The sequence below is a fragment of the Streptomyces lasiicapitis genome (assembly GCF_014646335.1).
Taxonomy (GTDB): Bacteria; Actinomycetota; Actinomycetes; order Streptomycetales; family Streptomycetaceae; genus Streptomyces; species Streptomyces lasiicapitis.
The window spans coordinates 300,672-317,662 of the sequence record NZ_BMNG01000013.1 but is presented as its reverse complement, the minus strand read 5'-3'; the positions used below and the strand labels follow the sequence as shown (position 1 = coordinate 317,662).

The 16,991-nt window shown below is 73.6% G+C and carries 14 protein-coding genes; 4 read left to right on the top strand and 10 right to left on the bottom strand.

What is annotated here, in order from left to right; all coding sequences use genetic code 11:
• Positions 1 to 62: 62 nt before the first annotated feature.
• The 4 genes from IEY91_RS28650 to IEY91_RS28635 all read right to left on the bottom strand — a co-directional run bounded on the left by IEY91_RS28650 (position 63) and on the right by IEY91_RS28635 (position 5,883).
• Entirely contained in the window at positions 63 to 1,745 is a 1,683-nt protein-coding gene (locus tag IEY91_RS28650; protein ID WP_189176198.1) for a glycosyltransferase family 2 protein, read from the bottom strand.
• Entirely contained in the window at positions 1,742 to 3,982 is a 2,241-nt protein-coding gene (locus IEY91_RS28645; protein WP_189176197.1) for a CDP-glycerol glycerophosphotransferase family protein, read from the bottom strand. The genes IEY91_RS28650 and IEY91_RS28645 overlap by 4 nt, the downstream gene beginning before the upstream one ends.
• Positions 3,983 to 4,097: 115 nt before the next feature.
• A complete protein-coding gene (locus tag IEY91_RS28640) occupies positions 4,098 to 4,928 on the bottom strand; it encodes an ABC transporter ATP-binding protein (protein ID WP_189176239.1) in 831 nt (276 codons plus the stop codon).
• Between the two features lie 28 nt (positions 4,929 to 4,956).
• Complete coding sequence (locus IEY91_RS28635; protein WP_189176196.1) at positions 4,957 to 5,883, bottom strand: ABC transporter permease; 927 nt, start codon at positions 5,881 to 5,883, stop codon at positions 4,957 to 4,959.
• Positions 5,884 to 6,040: 157 nt separating this feature from the next.
• On the opposite strand from IEY91_RS28635, the gene IEY91_RS28630 reads away from it, so the two are divergent.
• From IEY91_RS28630 to IEY91_RS28615, 4 genes are all read left to right on the top strand, one after another.
• Positions 6,041 to 6,673, top strand: a complete 633-nt coding sequence (locus tag IEY91_RS28630) for a TetR/AcrR family transcriptional regulator (protein WP_164324394.1) — start codon at positions 6,041 to 6,043, stop codon at positions 6,671 to 6,673.
• 122 nt (positions 6,674 to 6,795) lie between these two features.
• Positions 6,796 to 6,960: a hypothetical protein gene (locus IEY91_RS28625; protein WP_189176195.1), complete on the top strand. Its 165-nt coding sequence runs from the start codon at positions 6,796 to 6,798 to the stop codon at positions 6,958 to 6,960.
• 20 nt (positions 6,961 to 6,980) lie between these two features.
• Positions 6,981 to 8,147 carry a sensor histidine kinase gene (locus tag IEY91_RS28620; RefSeq protein WP_189176238.1) on the top strand — a complete coding sequence of 389 codons (1,167 nt, stop codon included), beginning with the start codon at positions 6,981 to 6,983 and terminating at the stop codon, positions 8,145 to 8,147.
• A complete protein-coding gene (locus IEY91_RS28615) occupies positions 8,135 to 8,779 on the top strand; it encodes a response regulator transcription factor (RefSeq protein ID WP_164324397.1) in 645 nt (214 codons plus the stop codon). The genes IEY91_RS28620 and IEY91_RS28615 overlap by 13 nt, the downstream gene beginning before the upstream one ends.
• 76 nt (positions 8,780 to 8,855) lie before the next feature.
• On the opposite strand, the gene IEY91_RS28610 is transcribed toward IEY91_RS28615, so the two are convergent.
• From IEY91_RS28610 to IEY91_RS28585, 6 genes are all read right to left on the bottom strand, one after another.
• On the bottom strand, positions 8,856 to 9,578 hold the full coding sequence (locus IEY91_RS28610) for an FG-GAP repeat domain-containing protein (protein ID WP_189176194.1): 723 nt from the start codon (positions 9,576 to 9,578) through the stop codon (positions 8,856 to 8,858).
• Positions 9,579 to 9,756: 178 nt separating this feature from the next.
• A complete protein-coding gene (locus IEY91_RS28605) occupies positions 9,757 to 12,330 on the bottom strand; it encodes an ABC transporter permease (protein WP_189176193.1) in 2,574 nt (857 codons plus the stop codon).
• Entirely contained in the window at positions 12,327 to 13,130 is an 804-nt protein-coding gene (locus IEY91_RS28600; RefSeq protein ID WP_189176192.1) for an ABC transporter ATP-binding protein, read from the bottom strand. The genes IEY91_RS28605 and IEY91_RS28600 overlap by 4 nt, the downstream gene beginning before the upstream one ends.
• A 118-nt stretch (positions 13,131 to 13,248) precedes the next feature.
• A complete protein-coding gene (locus tag IEY91_RS28595) occupies positions 13,249 to 14,145 on the bottom strand; it encodes an NAD(P)-dependent oxidoreductase (protein ID WP_189176191.1) in 897 nt (298 codons plus the stop codon).
• 125 nt (positions 14,146 to 14,270) lie between these two features.
• Positions 14,271 to 15,263, bottom strand: a complete 993-nt coding sequence (galE, locus tag IEY91_RS28590) for a UDP-glucose 4-epimerase GalE (RefSeq protein WP_189176190.1) — start codon at positions 15,261 to 15,263, stop codon at positions 14,271 to 14,273.
• Between the two features lie 91 nt (positions 15,264 to 15,354).
• Complete coding sequence (locus IEY91_RS28585; protein ID WP_189176189.1) at positions 15,355 to 16,986, bottom strand: glycosyltransferase family 2 protein; 1,632 nt, start codon at positions 16,984 to 16,986, stop codon at positions 15,355 to 15,357.
• Positions 16,987 to 16,991 lie beyond the last annotated feature (5 nt).

The window sequence follows — 16,991 nt, the reverse complement described above, 5'->3', positions numbered from 1 at the left end:
TGCGGTTGGCCGTGCGCCGGGTGGGGTGGCGGGGGAGGGGTGCGCCCGCCCGGGGCGTCGGGTCAGCGGAACACGCTCGCCGCCAAGCGGGCCGACCGCCGCACGCGGGCTCCCACCACGCGCCGTACCACCGGCCGCACCACATGCGCCAGCACCCCCACGGGCGCCCACCGGAGCTGGAGGCGGCCCGCGCCCCGGCCCTCCGGCTCCGCCGTCACCATGTGAGGGGCCGTGCCCGAGCGGTACGGGACGCGGGCCTTCAGGTGGGGGAAGGACAGGGGGGCCAGGAGCAGGCCGCTGTTGCGGAGGTGGCCCTCCGTGAGCTGGATCAAGGGGTGGCGCGTGCCGGAGAAGCCGTCCGCGGGGAGGCGGGCCTGGGTCAGGTCCAGGGTGACTTCGCCCTCGAATACGCCGGGGCGGACCGGGTCCAGGCGGAAGCGGGTCGTCATGCGGCGGCGGCCGGGGGCCACGACCAGGCTTGCCACCTGGGGGCCCACGGGGAGACGAAGCCCGGGGTCGTACGTCCGGATGCGGAGGGTGAGGCCCGCGCCCTCCGGCGACCGGTCGAGACGCGTGATCTCGTGGCGGAACTGCGCGCCGGGGAACGGCCGTGAGTCCAGGCCCAGTTCGGTCAGGTCGAGCTCGCGGCGGGCGGCGGGGGAGTCGGGGACGGTTCCGCCCCAGTAGAGGCGTCGGCCTTCCGCGTCCAGCGATGTTTCGCGCGGGCCGACCCCGTGGCCGAGACCCCGGGCCGCCACCTGCGCGTCCGCGAGGCGTCCGTCCCGTACGAGCTGGAGGACTACGCGCTCCGCGCGCGGCAGGCGCTCGTACGCGCCCGGGGCGAGGCCCGCCAGGTACGGGTTCACGATCGTCGCGAAGCCGCGCAGCCAGTCGTCGTCGCGGAAGGGGAGGTCGCCCGCGTACATCCGGAAGTCGTGCTTGAGGAATTTGTAGTCCTTGGCCTCGCGGACGCCCGCATGCCCGCTGTCCACCAAGAACGCGTCGATCAGGCCCTGCACGTACACCCGGTCCCGCACATTGCTCAGCTTGTGGCGCTGGTTGGAGATCGACGCCGCCTCCGCCGCGCCGTACGGCTCTATGTACCAGCGGTACACCGGCTCCGGGATGACGGTGAACGCCTTCGCCAGGCAGTACGCCTGCGCCGAGAAGAGCTGGTCCTCGTAGTGGATTCCCTCGGGGAAGCGGAGGTTGTTTCGGTCCAGGAAGGACTTGCGGTACATCTTGCTCGTCGACAAGTGCTCGAAGAACAGGCCCGGTTCCGCCTCGATGCCCGCCACCGTGCGGCGCTCCGCGACCAGGTGCGGCATCCACGTCGACGTACGGCCGGTGTCCACCCGTACTCGTTCCACCGCGCCCATCACGAAGTCGACCTCCGTCTCGGCGTGCGCGGACAGGATCAACTCCACCGCCCGCTCCGGGAGTTCGTCGTCGCTGTCCAGGAACATCAGGAACGGTGCGCGCGCGATGTCGATCGCCCGGTTCCGGGGGGCGCTGCAGCCGCCGCTGTTCTGAGGGAGGCGGAGGTACGTGATCCGGTCGTCCCGTGCCGCCAACTCCCTTGCCACGCGCGGCGTCCCGTCCGTCGAGTGGTCGTCGCTGATGACGATCTCGATGTTCGGGTGCGTCTGGCGGAGGAGCGATGCCACCGCGCGCGGGAGGCGTTCGGCGTCGTTGTAGACGATGACGGTGATGGTTACGTCGGGTGCGTCCGGTGTGGTGGTCATGGGGTCGCCTCCTCCGAGGCCGAGGCCGAGGCCGGGGCCGGGGCCGGGGCCGGGGTCCGTTCGTCCACGGGTGTGATCGGCGGCAGTGACGATTCGCTCTCCCCCAGGAACACCCGCCGCACCACCCGCTCCGCCGCCCGCCCGTCGTCGAACTCGCAGAAGCGCCGCCGGAACCCCGCCCGCGCCTTCGCCGCCGTCTCGTCCCGCCAGGCGTCGGAGGTGAGAATGCGCGTCAATTCCTCCTGGGTGCGCGCCACTTGGCCCGGTGGCTCCGCCAGCAGGTCGAAGTACACGCCGCGCGTCTTCGCGTACGTCTCCCAGTCGTCGGCGTAGATGACGATGGGGCGGTCCAGATTGGCGTAGTCGAACATGATGGACGAGTAGTCCGTGATCAGGGCGTCGGCGGCGAGTGCCAGGTCCTCGACGGGGTCGTACGTCGATACGTCGATGACGCGCCCGGCCCGGCGCAGGCCGGCCAGCGGGGTCACCGTCCCGCCGTAGAAGTAGTGGCCGCGCACGAGGAGCACGGTGTCGTCGCCGAGGCGGTCGGCGAGGGTCGCGAGGTCGAGGCGCGGGGTCCACGTGGCCTCGTAGTCGCGGTGCGTGGGGGCGTAGAGGAGGGCCCGCTTCCCGGGCGCGATACCGAGGCGTTCGCGGACCGCCCGCACGTCCGCCGCCGTCGCCGAGTAGTACACGTCGTTGCGCGGGTAGCCGTAGTCCAGCTCCACGTACCGCGACTGGTAGGCGCGCTGCCACATCTGCGTGGAGTGGCTGTTGGACGAGACGCTGTAGTCCCAGCGGTCCACGCGCGCGAGCAGGTCGTGGAAGTTCAGGCCCTTCGCCGCCGCCGGGTAGTCGAGCTGGTCCAGGCCCATGCGCTTGAGGGGCGTGCCGTGGTGGGTCTGTACGTGCACGGCGTCGGGCCGTTTCACGACCGCGTTGGGGAAGTTGGCGTTGTTCACCAGGTATTTGGCCGTTGCCAGGACGCGTGAGTAGCGGCGTGTGCCGGGGACCACGTGGTCCGTGCCTGGCGGCAGCAGCGGTACGTTCTCGGCCGCGACCACCCACACCGGGTGGATGTGCGGGGCGAGTTCGGCGAGCTTCGCGGCGATCGCCGCCGGGTTGCAGGCGACGCCCCGGTCCCAGTAGGCGGAGAACACGGCCAGGTTGGAGTCGATCGGGCGGCGCAGGTCCTGGTGGTAGCGCGCGCCCCGGACCTTCCTGCCGACCGCCGCGCGCCCCGCCCCGACCGCCGAACGCACCTTCCGGCGCCGCTGGTTGACCGCCTGGAACGTGCGGTACTTCGCGTACGCGTCCTCCTCCAGGAGGCGGCGGCGCACGCCCTCCAGGCCGCCGGGGTGCCGGTACCCGGGCGGGCGGTGCGCGACCGCCGCGTGCGAGGCCCGCCGGAAGAACTCTCGCGCCGCCGGTTCGGGCAGCCTGTCACGGGCGACGATCCGCAGGCTCGCGCTCACCATCGCCGCGTACAGCACGGCGCTCGGGCCGGGGCCGCCGTCCCGGTCGGCCGCCAGGTTCAGCAGCCGCTCGTACGTCTCCAGGAGCGCGAAGCGGTCGTCCGCCGTCACCGGCGGCAGGCTCTCCGCCCGCAACTGCCGGTCTTCGAACGCGACTTGGTCGTGCGTGGCGATGCGACCGGCGGTCAGGAGCAGGGCGTACGCCGTGAACAGCTCGTCGTCGGCGGCGACTTGGTCCGACGGCGCCCGCTCACTCTCGTACGCCTGCCAGAAGGCCCTCCGTACGACACGCGTCCCCAGCAGCGGCGTCACCCTCAGCAGATCCGGGCAGTCCGCCGGCGGCACGTCCCGCCGCCCCGGCTTGGCCAGGAACCGGCCGTCGGGGCTCGGCATGCGCGAGTGCCGCCAGGTGGAGCGGACGTGATCGGTGAGCAGCACGTCCACGGTGTCGTCGAGCGCCGCCGCCCGCTCCGCGACCGCGCGGGCCGCGAGCGCGGGCACGCCGTCCTTGCTGTGCACGAACTGCAGCCACCGGCCCGTGGCCCGCGCCGCGCTCGCCGCGCGGGCCGCCGCGTCCGGGGTGCCGTCGGGCAGCGGGACCACCGTCACGTACGGGTGGCGGGCTGCGGCCTCCTGGGCGGACGCGCCGACGGCCGCGAGGACCACCTCGACCGCGGGGGCGGCATCCGCCAGCTCCTCCAGGGCCTCGGGGAGGTGCCCCTGCACATTGCGGCCGTACACGACGACGCTCAGCTCTGCCATCCCGCGGCCCGCCTCTCTTGCCCTTCGGTGTAAACCCTGTAAACGCTCCCAACGCTCCCATAGTGTAAGGATCTGCGTATTGATGCGACAAAAGGGGCACTGTCGGCGGGTGCTTTCAGCGGGCAGTGAACCGCTCGTACTCCCGCATGACCTCCGCCGTCGGCCCGTCCATCCGCAGCTCGCCGCGCTCCAGCCACAGCACGCGGTCGCAGGTGTCGCGGATCGACTTGTTGTTGTGGCTGACCAGGAAGACCGTGCCCGCGCGTGCGCGGAGTTCGCGGATGCGGGCCTCCGAGCGCTTCTGGAAGGAGCGGTCGCCGGTGGCCAGGGCCTCGTCGATGAGGAGTACGTCGTGGTCCTTGGCGGAGCCGATGGAGAACCGGAGGCGGGCCGCCATGCCCGACGAATACGTGCGCATCGGCAGCGAGATGAAGTCGCCCTTGTCGTTGATCCCGGAGAAGTCGACGATCTCTTCGTAGCGCTCGCGGACCTGTTCGCGGGACATGCCCATGGCCAGTCCGCCGAGATGGACGTTGCGCTCGCCGGTGAGGTCGTTCATCAGGGCCGCGTTGACGCCGAGCAGGGACGGCTGGCCGTCGGTGTAGATGTGCCCGCGCTCGACGGGGAGGAGTCCGGCGACCGCCTTGAGCAGGGTGGACTTGCCCGAGCCGTTGGTGCCGATGAGGCCGATGGCCTCGCCGCGGTAGGCGGTGAAGGAGACGTTCCGTACGGCGTGGACCGTGCGTACGCCGCGTTCCGCGCCGTCATCGCCGCCCTTGCGGCGGCGCAGGATGCGGCCGAGGGCGGCGGTCGCGGCGCCGCGGCCGGAGGTGGCGGCGCCGTGGACGCGGTAGACGATGTCGACTTGGTCGGCGATGACGGTGGGGATGGGGGTCGGGGCGGGGGCGGCCGCTGTGTCCGGGGCGGACTTCGTGGGCGCGGCCACGGCGCCCGGGTCGGTCTTCGTCAGGGTGTCAGCCACGTCCGTACGTCTCCTCTGCCTTCCAGAAGTAGATGAACCCGCCGACCCCGGCGAGCAGCGCCCAGCCCGCGGCCCACGCCCACACGTGCGCGGGGAGTTGGCTCGCGTGGAAGCTGTCGATGAGGGCGAAGCGCATCAGGTCGATGTAGACGGCGGCCGGGTTGGCCTCCAGGAGCACCGTCACGGCGTGCGGCAGGTGGTGGTCCCTCAGGACCGTGTCGATGCTCCACATCACCCCGGACACGTACATCCACGTACGCAGCACGAACGGCATGAGCTGCGCGACGTCCGGCGTCTGGGAACCGAGCCGCGCCATGACAAGGGCGAGGCCCGCGTTGAACGTGAACTGCAGCGCGAGCGCCGGGATCGCGAGCAGCCAGGACACCGTGGGCGGCACCCCGAACGCGAGCAGGATCACGACGAGCGCGCACAGGGAGAACAGCAACTGCTGGAGCTGTTGCAGGCAGTACGACAGGGGGAGCGAGGCGCGCGGGAAGTGCAGGGCGCGGACCAGGCCGAGGCTGCCGGAGACGGCCCGCGTGCCCGCCATCACCGACTGCTGCGTGAACGTGAACACGAACACGCCGGTGACCAGGAACGGGACGTAGTCCGGCACGCCGTGCTTGGTGTTCATCAGGACGCCGAAGATGAAGTAGTACACGGCCGCGTTCAGGAGCGGCGTCATGATCTGCCAGAGCTGGCCGAGCTTCGCCTGGCTGTACTGGGCGGTGAGCTTGGCGGTGGCGAACGCGGTGATGAAGTGGCGGCGGTCCCAGAGCTGGCGTACGTACGCCGGGAGGGTGGGGCGGGCGCCGCTGACGGTGAGGCCGTGGCGGGCGGCGAGGTCGGCAGGGGATGGGGCGGGGGGCCCGGAGGGGGCGGCCGTCGCGGTGGGCGGCTTGTCGAGGAGCTGGCTCACGTCCGCTGCTTTCGCTCGGGGGCGCGGGAATCCGAGGGCGACGGCGACACGTACGTACGTCTTACGTCGGGACGGGTCCGTATCGTCGTAACGCCGACAGTAGGACGTCGCGACGTCGGGACGCAACCGTATCGTCGTGGCGCCTTATGCTGTCCGTATGACGACGAGCGACGGGGACGCGGGCCGCAGCGCCCGCCAGCAGGGCAAAAGGGCGCCGGCCGGGGCCGCCGTGCTCCGTGAGGATGTGACCGAGGCCATCCGGACCGCCGTCTTCGAGGAACTCGCGGCCGTCGGCTACGCCCGCATGTCCATCGAGGGCATCGCGCGCCGCGCGGGCGTCGGCAAGACGGCCGTCTACCGCCGCTGGCGCTCCAAGCTGCACCTCGTCCTCGACCTGGTGTCGGCCCTCGCCGTCCAGGGCCTGCCGACCCCGGACACGGGCTCACTGGAGGGCGACCTGCGACTGCTGTACGAGGTGACGTCCCGGGCCCTTCGCCACCCCGTCGCCTCCCAGGTCATCCCCGACCTCCAGGCGGAGGCGGCCCGCAACCCCGAGATCGAGGCGGCCCTGCAGAAGGCGCTGCGCGAGGGCCAGCACGGCGTGGCGAGCGGGATCGTCGCGCAGGCGGTGGCGCGGGGTGAGCTGAGAGCCGGTGTGGCCGAGGAGCTGGCCCTCGACCTGATGTCGGGGCCGCTGTACTGGCGGGCCGTGGTGGTGCGGGGCGAGCTGCCCAAGGGCTACCTGGGCGCGCTGGCCACGGCGACGGCGGCGGCGCTCAAGGCGCTGTGAGGGTGTAGCGCACTACACCCCCGGTTCGGGAGGCCGCCCCCTCGCCGCGCGGTCGCCGACACGGCAGAGTCGCTCAGGTGCAGCAGCGTTCCCCCGCCTCCCGCTCCCCGAAAGGTTCCGCCATGAAGGCCCTCCTCTGGTTCGTGCTCGCCGTCGCCGTCGTCGTCAACGCCTTCAGCAGCCTCACGCTCGACGGGGCGACGGAGATCGCCGTGAGCGTCACCACGGGTGTCGCCGTCATCGGCTCGATCACCGCGCTGGTCCTGACCCGCGAGAAGCACTCCTGAACGTGCGCCGCCCGACGAGCATGCGGGAGACGCTGGGCCGGGCCGATCGCGCGTCCATGCAGTTGCTCATGGGCGCGGGCCTGGCCCTCCTCTCGTACGTCTTCGTCGGCGTCCTGCTCTTCACCGTCGTCGCGTCGCTCATCGTGATCGGCCTGGGCGTGCTGCCCGAGACGGTCCTGCTGCTGCGCCGGATGGCCGGGTCCAAGCGGCGGCAGGTCGGCCGGTGGTCGGGTACGGAGATCCGCGAGGCGTACACGCCGCTGACCGGCACGCTCGTCGAGCGGGTGCGCAAGGCGGTCAAGGACCCCGGGACGTACCGCGACCTGCGGTGGCTGTTCGTCCACTTCGTCTACGGACTGGCGCTGCTGTACGTGGCGTTGCCCCTGTGGGTGATCGGCGCGCTGGTCGACGGGGTGTGGTGCGGGCTCCTCGGCCGCAAGGCCGTCGTGCTCCCGCTGATCGGGCGCCTCGCCGAGCTGGACACGCGCTGGTCGACGGCGCTGCTCAAGCCGTCGCCGGAGGCGGAGCGGAACGCCGAACTGGCGCAGCGGGTCGAGGAGTTGACGCAGACGCGGGCGGGCGCGGTCGCGGCGCACGGCGCCGAACTGCGCCGGATCGAGCGGGACCTGCACGACGGCACCCAGGCGCGCCTCGTGGCCCTGTCCATGCGGATGGGCCTGGCCAGGCGTGTGTACGACACGGACCCGGAGGCGGTCCGCAAGCTGCTCGCCGACGCGCAGGACCAGGCCGAGGAGGCCCTCGCCGAGCTGCGGCACGTCGTACGCGGCATCCACCCGCCGATCCTGACGGACCGCGGACTCGTCGGTGCCGTAAGGGCGTTGGCGGCGAGCAGCGGCCTGGACGTGTCCGTGCGGGACGACGGCGTGGCGGACGGGCCGCGCGCGCCCGCGGCCGTGGAGGCGGCGGCGTACTTCGTGGTGGCGGAGGCCCTGACGAACGCGGCGAAGCACAGCGGGGCGCGGCGGGCGACGGTGGAACTCGCCCGCGGGGCCGCGGGGTTGCGCCTCCTTGTGCGGGACGAGGGGCAGGGCGGTGCCGACGAGTCGGGCGGCAGCGGCCTGCTCGGCATGCGGCGCCGGGTCGCCGCCCTCGACGGGACCATGGAGGTGGTCAGCCCCGCCGGGGGGCCGACCGAGATCGGAGTGGAGCTGCCGTGCGTGTGGTGATCGCGGAGGACAACGCGTTGCTGAGGGAGGGGATGGTGCTGCTCCTCACGTCCGTGGGCCACGAGGTGGCGGCCGTCGCGGCCACCGGCCCCGAGGTCCTGCCCGCCCTCCTGGAACACCGCCCCGACGTGGCCGTCCTCGACGTACGGATGCCGCCCGGCTTCCGCGACGAGGGCCTGCGCGCCGCCCTCGCGGCCCGCGAGCAGATCCCCGACCTGCCGGTCCTGGTCCTCTCCCAGTACGTCGAGGAGACGTACGCCGCCGAACTCCTCAGCGGCGGCGCGGGCGGCGTCGGCTACCTCCTCAAGGACCGCGTCGGCCGCGTCGACGAATTCCTCGACGCCCTCGAACGCGTCGCCGCCGGCGGCACCGCCCTCGACCCCGAGGTCGTCACCGAACTCCTCACCCGCCGCGCCGACGACCCCCTCGACACCCTCACCCCGCGCGAACGCGAGGTCCTCCACCTCATGGCCGAGGGCCGCGACAACACCACCATCGCCACCACCCTGGTCGTCTCCGACCGCGCCGTCAGCAAGCACATCGGGAACGTGTTCCTGAAGCTGGGCCTGCCGCAGAGCGACAGCGGGCACCGGCGGGTGCTCGCGGTGCTGGCGTACTTGAACAAGGGGTAGGGCCGGGCGCCGCCGATGTCCCGGGGGATCGGCGGCACCCGGCCGTGGTCAGGGGGAACAGGTGCTCAGGACCTGGTCAGGAGCAGGCCTTGTAGAAGTGCTTCCAGCCGCTGGTGGGCATGGTCGGGGGCTCGGCCGGGGTGCCGGTCGCGCCGTACTGCTGCTGCAGGTCGTAGTCGTACTTCCCGGGGCCTGTGCCCGGCTTCGACACGCGAATGGACCGCTCCCACACGCCGTCACCGGCGTTGTTGAGGACGGCGAGGTCCGGGTACTTGTCGCCGCCGTAGTTGGCGATGCGGAGCTGCTTGGCCTCGCCCTGGGTGCCGATGTCGAGCGTGCGGGCGGAGGCGGAGCCCAGGTCGGCGCGCTTGAGCGGGCCGGGGCGGTACTGCGCGACGCGCGCCTTGTTGGGGTCGTCGATGCCGGACGGCTTGACGATGTTGACGACCATGTCCAAGGTGCCGTCGTTCTGGAAATCGGCGACCGCGGCGGTCGTGACCTCTCCGGACCTCGTACCGAGCAGCTTGCTGACGGTGTGCTTGGTGCCGAACCCGCCGCTCGCGGTTCCCCACTGGACCGTCATCTTGAGGCCGGTGTGCCCAGGGTTGATGATCTTGTCCGGGCGGCCGTCGCCGTCGAGATCGCCGACCAGTGTCGTGGCGCCGGCCAGACACGGGGCCGCGGCCGCCTTGCCGCCCGAAGCCGAGGACTCGGCCGCACTTGCCTGGTAGCCGGCGACAGTCAGGGTCAGGGCGACAGCCGCGACCGGAGCGGCGATCAGCCGTGAGCGCTTAAGCATGTACGAACTCCTCATGTCGTTGCGGTGAAGCTTTGGGCTTCACTTCCACCAGCGTGCGGGGTGATCCATGCAAATCGCCAATAAAGCCGGGCAGTTCGGGACACTGGAACGCAAAAGTGGGGTTTGACCTGGGGAGACGGAGGCTGCCTGGAACGCCCGGGTGGAATGCTCCGCCCCCTCAGCCCGTCGGATATCGGCCCCGCAGCGCCCGCCACACCGGCGGCACCGTCCCCGCCGCAGTCGTCGCCGCGACCACCGTCACGATCAGGATCGCCTGGGTCGGGGGGAGGTGGGGGAGCGTGCCCGTGAAGGCGAGGCTGAACGCGAGGAGGGGGACGAGGGCCACCGCGGCGCCCACGGTCAGGCCCGTGAGAGCTGTCGCCGCCGCCTCCGCGTGGAGCATGCGGTGGAGTTGGGCGCGGGCCGCGCCCGCCCTGCGCAGGAGGGTGAGTTCGGGGCGGCGGCCCACCGCGATCAGGGTGAGGGTGCTGAGGACGGCGATGGCCGTGAAGGCGCCGATCGCCGCTACCGCCGCGGCGGTCACCACCTCGCCGAGGGCCTGGTCCTCCGGTTCTACGTGGGTTGCCTTCCGTACGGCTTCGGGGGTTCCGTCGACGTGGGTCCCGGGGGCCGCCGCGGCCACCGCACGGGCTGTGCGGGGGGAGTTGTTGTCCGTTGCGACCAGGACTTGGGTGGGGGTGGTGCCGGAGGTGTGGCGTACGGCCTCGTCCCGGGAGAGCAGGAAGTCGCCCGCGCCGAGGCCCCGTTCGTAGACCGCGACCACGCGCAGACGGGCCGGTGTGCCGTCGCCGAAGCGGAGTGTCACCTTCGAGCCGGGCTTCGCGTCGAGCGTGCGGGCGCGGTCGGCGGAGAGGGCCACGCGGCCGGGGCGCAGGGCGGTCAGGGTGCCCTCGCGGACGTCGGGGTCCAGGGTGCGGGTGACGTCCTCCGGCGTGACGCCGAGGACCGGGAGGCGCTCCAACTGCGGTTCACCGGCCTCCTTGCGGGCCAGGACCAGGGTGCTGTGTACGACCTCCGTCGCGCCGGTCACGCCGGGGACGGAGCGGATCCGCTTCAGGGCGTGGTGCGGAAGCCCTCCGTCCGCCCGCACCACCAGGTCCGCCCGGGTGACCTCCCGCGCCTGCGCCCGCGCCTCGTGCGTGAGCGTCGCGCCCGCCGCGAGCTGGACCACGGCGAACGCGGTGACCAGGACGATCGGGGTGATCGCCGCGCCCAGACGGGGTGCAGCGGCCGTGCAGTTGGCCGCCGCGAGGCGCCCTCCGGGACCGCCGAAGCGACGCATGGGCGCGCCGAGCACGCGCATCGCGCCCGTCGCGATCCACGGGCCGAGCAGCGCGCAAGCGATCACCATGAGGACCGCCGCCGCGCTCGCCGCAGCGGCGGCCGCCTGGCCGTGCTGGAGGGTCGCCGTCCCCGCGGAGGTGACGCCGAGGCCGAGGAGGACCAGGCCGGTGATGCGGCGCGGGGTTCCGGGTGGGGACTCGCGCAGCGCTTCGGCCGGTCGCACCTTCGCCGTGCGGGCGCAGGCGATCAGGGCGGAGAGGCGGGCGACGAGGACGGTGATGGCGGCGGTGAGGAGGGGGACCGCCAACAGCCAGGGCGGGAAGGGGAGTTCCAGGCCGGTGGGCAGGGCTCCGCGTGCGTTCAGGAGTGCGCGCAGCGCCACGTACGAAGGTACGGAGAGGATCGCGCCGAGTGCCGAGGCCGCCACCGCGATCCGTCCCGCCTCGCGGCCCACCGCCGCCCGGAGCTGCCGGGGCGTCGCGCCCACCGCGCGCAACAGGCCCAGTTCGTGGGCGCGTTGGCGCAGGGCCTGCACGATCGTCGACGACACGACGAGGACCGCGATCAGGGTCACCGTCGCGGCGACCGCGCCGAGGATCTCCAGCATGGTCGTGCGGGCCGGTGCCGCCGCCAGGTGCTCGGCGGCGCCCCGGCCGTCACCGGCGAGCACCCGCAGTCCGGCCGAGTCGCCCTCCGCCCGCGTGCCCGCGCCGCGCAGCCCGGCCGCGTCGACCGCGTCCCGCACCCGCCCGTACAACTCGTCCGCGCGGGTGTCGCCCTCGGCCACGACCCCGATCGCGTCGACCGTGCCCGCGTGCCCGGCCAGCCGCCGTGCCTGCCCGCCGTCGAAGTACACGGCCGCACGCGGCCCTTCGGCCACCCCCACCACCCGGTACGCGGCGTCCGCGCCGCCCACCCGCAGTGTCACCCGCTCCCCGACGCGGGCCCGGCCCACGCCCACGACGACCTCGCCCGCGTGCCGGGGCGCACGGCCGTCACGTACCGCGTACGGCGCCAACCGGGCCGCGTCCCAAGGCCGCCCGACGGCCGACCCGCCCCGGAAACCCACCGCGAACACCCGGTCGGCCACGGCGGCCCGCACCCCCGGCACCCTCCGCACCACGCCGACCACCCGCTCCGGCACCCGCACCCGCTCGGTCAGCCCCACCGCCACCGTCTCCGGCTCCGAACCCCACGGCTTCGCGGTGTAACGGGTGTTCTGGTCCCCCGCGACGACGAGGTCGGCCGCCGCGTAACGCTCCACGCGCGCGTGCCCGAGCGCCGCCGACCCCACGGCGAGCGCGAAGGTACCGAGCAGGGCGGAGGTCAGGACGAGGGCGGCGAGAACGGCGGCCCAGGCTTTGCGGTGGGTACGGGCCGCGCGGGTGGCGAGGAGTGCGGTGACTTTTGTACGAGGGGTGCGCGGCCGACCCGCCCCGCCCCTCACGCCGCCACCCCCCGCCGCCCCAGCCGCCGCATCACCGCGTGCACCCGCCCCGCGTCCGGCCGGTCCATGGCCGCCACCAGGCGGCCCTGCGTGAGGAACACCGCCTCGTCGCACCACGCCGCCGCGGTCGGGTCGTGGGTCACCATGACGACGGTGTGGCCGCCGTGGTCGACGGCCTGGCGGAGCAGGGCGAGGACGTCGTGGGCGGTGGACGGGTCCAGGGCGCCGGTCGGTTCGTCGGCGAAGATCACGGCTGGGTCCGTCACCAACGCGCGGGCGATCGCGACGCGTTGCTGCTGGCCGCCGGAGAGTTCGGCGGGGATGTCCGTGGTGCGGTCGCCGAGGCCGACGGCGGCCAGGGCCACGGCGGCGCGGGCGGCCGTGCCTTCGCCGGTGGGGCCCGCCGCGTCGGCGCCGCCCAGCATCAGGGGCAGCGCCACGTTCTCCGCGACGCTCAGCGACGGCACGAGATTGTGCGCCTGGAAGACGAAGCCGATCCGCTCCCGGCGCAGTCGCGTCAGCGCGGCCTCCGACAACTCGCCGATCTCGACGCCCTCCACGCGGACGGTGCCGCACGTCGGCCGGTCCAGCCCCGCCGCGCACTGCAACAGCGTCGACTTCCCCGACCCCGAGGGCCCCATCACGGCGACGAACCGGCCGCGTCCCACCACCAGATCGGTCGGATGCAGCGCGACCACGTCACCGCCGCGGTACGTGCGACCCACCCCGTCGAGGGCGAGCGCACCGCCCTCCGCCCCTGCCACGACCGGCACTTGTGCCCGCCCGCGCCGCCTGAACATTCCCGTACGCCCTTTCGGTGACCGAAGCGGCAGCCGGTACCGCCTGTCACTCGGAACGCTAGGAATCCGGGGGTCCCGCCCGCGAGGGAGCACGCACCCGAAGCGGGGGTGTAGCCCCCTACACCCCCGGCTCCCCGGCCGGCTTGCGCAACACCTCCACCAGCGCCGCGATGCTCTGCTCCGCGCGCCCCTCCGCCACCGCCCTGCGCAGCAGCTCGTGCATCGGCGCGTGCCAGCTCACGTCGAGCCCGGCGTCGGCCGCGACCTCGGTGTCGCCGGCGATGCCCGTGTGGAAGATGCCGATGGAGGACTGGGGGTCGTCGTAGGCACCGCGGTCGATCTCGGCCGCGAGGTGCGGCAGCACGGAGTTGATCATCTCCAGCCACTTGATCGTGTACGGCACCAGCGTGCTCGCCTCCAGGCCGCGCGCCGTGACCAGGGCCGCCCCCTGGAAGAAGCCGAGCAGCGCGGGCAGCAGCGTGCCGCCCACCGCCGACTCGTACAGCGCCGCCAGATCCGGCTCCGTGCCCAGGTGCACGGTGTCGCCGCCGATGACCCGCAGCGTGGCCGCGTACTCGTCGAAGAGGGCCCGGTCGCCGCTGTAGTAGTGCAGGGTGTCGGGCGCCCCCACGGCCGCGGGCACGTTCTTGATCGCGCCGTCCAGGAAGCGCGCGCCGTGCCCGGTGGCCCAGTCGGCCATCGCGCGGGCGCCGGACGGGATACCGGAGTTGACGGTGATCAGGGTGCGCCCGGCGAGCGCGGCTGCGGCCGGTTCCAGGGCGGCGAGGGTCGCTTCGTACGTCGTCAGGCAGGCGATCGTCAGGGGGCTCGCGGCGATCGCGTCCCGGATGTCCGGGGCGTGCGTCGCGCCCCGCTCGACGAGGGGCGCGGCCTTGGCGGGGCTGCGGTTCCACACGGTCGTGGGGTGCCCGGCCGCGACGTACGCCGAGGCGAGCGCCGCTCCCATGGAGCCGAGTCCGACGATCGTCACGGGGGTGCGGGCGTGCTCGGGCATGGGTGCTCCAATGCTGGGGTGGGGTGGGCGAGTCGACCTCGCACCCCAGCCTGGATTCAGCCGTGCGGTTCCTCAAGTACCGACTATTTGGTGCGGTACTTACCGTCCGGTGCGTGCCCGCGCGTTCACGGACGCGTCTGCGTACGCGCCTCGGGGTGCAGCCGCACCCACCCCGCCCACGCCGACTCCACCATCTCGCGCACGTCCCGCTTGGCCGACCAGCCGAGCTCGGCGGTCATCCGGTCGGCGGCGGCGACGACCCGCGCAGGGTCGCCCGCGCGCCGCTCGGTGACCTCCGCCGGGATGTCGTATCCGGTGACGTCCGCGATCAGGTCGACCATCTCGCGCACCGAAACCCCCTCGCCACGGCCGATGTTGAGGGTCAGGTCGGTGCCGGGTGCCGCGCCGGCGAGGCGGCGGGCGGCGGCCACGTGGGCCTCGGCGAGGTCCGTGACGTGGATGTAGTCGCGCACGCAGGTGCCGTCCGGCGTCGGGTAGTCCGCGCCGAAGATCCGCGGGGCCGCACCGGCGGTGAGCTTCTCGAAGACCATCGGTACGAGGTTGAAGACGCCGGTGTCGGCGAGCTCGGGGGCCGCCGCGCCCGCCACGTTGAAGTACCGCAGACAGGCCGTGCGCAGGCCCGTCGCACGGCCCACCGCGCGGGTCAGCCACTCGCCCGCCAGCTTCGTCTCGCCGTACGGACTCATCGGCAGGCAGGGCGTGTCCTCGGTGACGAGGTCGACGTCCGGCATGCCGTACACGGCGGCCGATGACGAGAAGACGAAGGACGGGACCCCCGCGTCCGCGACCGCTTCGAGGAGGACCCGGAGGCCCTCCACGTTCTCCCGGTAGTAGCGCAGCGGCTGTTCGACCGACTCGCCGACCTGCTTCTTCGCCGCCAGGTGGACGACGCCGGTGATGGCGTGGTCCGCGAGGGCGCGCGCGACGAGGTCTGCGTCGAGGGTCGAGCCGACGACCAGGGGGACGTCCTCGGGCAGGCGCTCGGCGATGCCCGACGACAGGTCGTCGTACACCACCGCCCGCTCGCCCGCCTCCGTCATGGCGCGCACGACGTGTCCCCCGATGTATCCGGCGCCGCCGGTGATCAGCCAGGTCATGGTCAGCTCGTCCCGTCGTGTCGTGTTGGTCCCGGGATGTGCCCCGGACATCCCGGACGTGCAGTGTCGCAGAGCGCGCGTACGCGTCCTGTCAGGGGCCGTCGGCCCGGCCGCCGGGCAGCGTGCGTACGATCCGCGCGAGCCGCCGCCGCGCGACGCCCGCCACCCCGCGCGCCCCCGGCGCCAGGCGCACCGCGAGGCTCCCGGCCTGCGTCGCGTACGGCTGCACGAGCAGCACCCCGCGCCGCCCGCCGGGCACCACCGCGCGGCGCAGCAGGCCGGGCCCGGCCACCGCGCGCGCCGTCGTCTCGCGCGTCGTGCCGTCGTCGAAGAGGAGCCGAAGGCGCAGGTCCCACACGTCGCCGTCGAGCGCCGCGAGGTCGAGCCGCACCTCCGCCACCCACGTCTCGCCGGGCTTCTCGGGGCCGAACGCGGCCGTGCGCCGCAGCTCGGGACGCCCGCCGCCGCGCCGCGTCAGCTCCACGTCGACCACGCCGGGCCCCGCCGCCGCGACCCGCCCGTACAGCTCGTGCAGGCGAAGCAGCAGCACGCCCGCGCGGGGGCGCAGCTCGGCGTCGACCGCGAGGGGGAGCAGCCGCAGCGGCCGCGCGAGCAGGTGCTCCAGGGTGACCTGGGGCAGGTCGGCCGACCAGACGGGGGTGTCGTCGGCGGCGCGCGCGTAGGGCGGGGCGAGCCGGGCCGGGCGCGCCGCCACCTGCTTGAGGCGGTCCAGGTCGCGCGGCTCGGCGGCGGCGAGGAGCACGCGGGCGATGACGCGGCCGGGGGCGGGGGCGGCCTCCAGGTCGGCCTCGTCGAACTCGGTGAGGTAGGCGCGGGTGAGCGCCCACCACTCGCGCTGGTACTCGGGGCCGCGCGCGGCCAGCTCCCGCGTGTACATGCGCAGGCCGTGGTCGACGAACTGGGCGCGGGCCGCGCGCGCGAGGACCTTGTCGCCGCCGCGGGCGCCGCGCAGGATGTCGACGGCCTGGCGGTGCGCCTCGACGCGGGCCCGCCAGTTCTCGATCCCCGCGCGGTCCAGGGAGATCGACAGCTTGGCGGCGGCGCGCCGCACGTGCCACACGTACACGGTGTCCGGTACGAGCGCGATGCGCGGGGCGGCGGCCAGGACGCGGGCGCCGAAGACGAAGTCCTCGTAGAGGAAGCGGCCTTCGGGGAAGCGGGCGGCGTGCTCGCGCAGGAAGTCCGTGCGGTACAGCTTGTTGACGCAGAGCGTGTCGTGGACCAGGCGCGGGCGCAGCTCGGGGCGGGCCACGAGCGCGGCCTTGCGGTACAGCTCGGGCTGCCACGGCGTCTCGCGCCCCGACGGCAGCTCGCGCCGCACGCACAGGCCCGACGCGACGTCCGCGCCGTGCCGCAGTGCCGCGTCCAGGAGCGCCCGCGCGCCGCCCGGCGCCAGCACGTCGTCGCTGTCCAGGAACATCACGTACGGCATCGTCGCGGCGTCCACGCCGTCGTTGCGCGGGGCGCCGCAGCCGCCGCTGTTGGCGGCCCGCCGGACGACCCGCACGCGCCTGTCCCGCGCGGCCAGTTCCGCGAGCACGGCCGGGGTGTCGTCCGTCGAGCAGTCGTCCACCGCGATCACCTCGCCCACCACGGGGCCCTGGGCGAGCGCGGAACGCACCGCGTCGGCGATGTGCGGGGCGTCGTCGTAGCCGATCACGACGACGGTGATCTGGGGCTCTTGAGGCGAATTGCGGTTCACAGGGG

What these genes read in the sequence shown, in the direction of transcription:
- IEY91_RS28650 (WP_189176198.1), bottom strand. Translation starts at nt 1,745, where the DNA reads ATGACCACCACACCGGACGCACCCGACGTAACCATCACCGTCATCGTC.
- IEY91_RS28645 (WP_189176197.1), bottom strand. Translation starts at nt 3,982, where the DNA reads ATGGCAGAGCTGAGCGTCGTCGTGTACGGCCGCAATGTGCAGGGGCAC.
- IEY91_RS28630 (WP_164324394.1), top strand. Translation starts at nt 6,041, where the DNA reads ATGACGACGAGCGACGGGGACGCGGGCCGCAGCGCCCGCCAGCAGGGC.
- IEY91_RS28625 (WP_189176195.1), top strand. Translation starts at nt 6,796, where the DNA reads ATGAAGGCCCTCCTCTGGTTCGTGCTCGCCGTCGCCGTCGTCGTCAAC.
- IEY91_RS28620 (WP_189176238.1), top strand. Translation starts at nt 6,981, where the DNA reads ATGCGGGAGACGCTGGGCCGGGCCGATCGCGCGTCCATGCAGTTGCTC.
- IEY91_RS28610 (WP_189176194.1), bottom strand. Translation starts at nt 9,578, where the DNA reads ATGCTTAAGCGCTCACGGCTGATCGCCGCTCCGGTCGCGGCTGTCGCC.
- IEY91_RS28600 (WP_189176192.1), bottom strand. Translation starts at nt 13,130, where the DNA reads ATGTTCAGGCGGCGCGGGCGGGCACAAGTGCCGGTCGTGGCAGGGGCG.
- IEY91_RS28595 (WP_189176191.1), bottom strand. Translation starts at nt 14,145, where the DNA reads ATGCCCGAGCACGCCCGCACCCCCGTGACGATCGTCGGACTCGGCTCC.
- galE (WP_189176190.1), bottom strand. Translation starts at nt 15,263, where the DNA reads ATGACCTGGCTGATCACCGGCGGCGCCGGATACATCGGGGGACACGTC.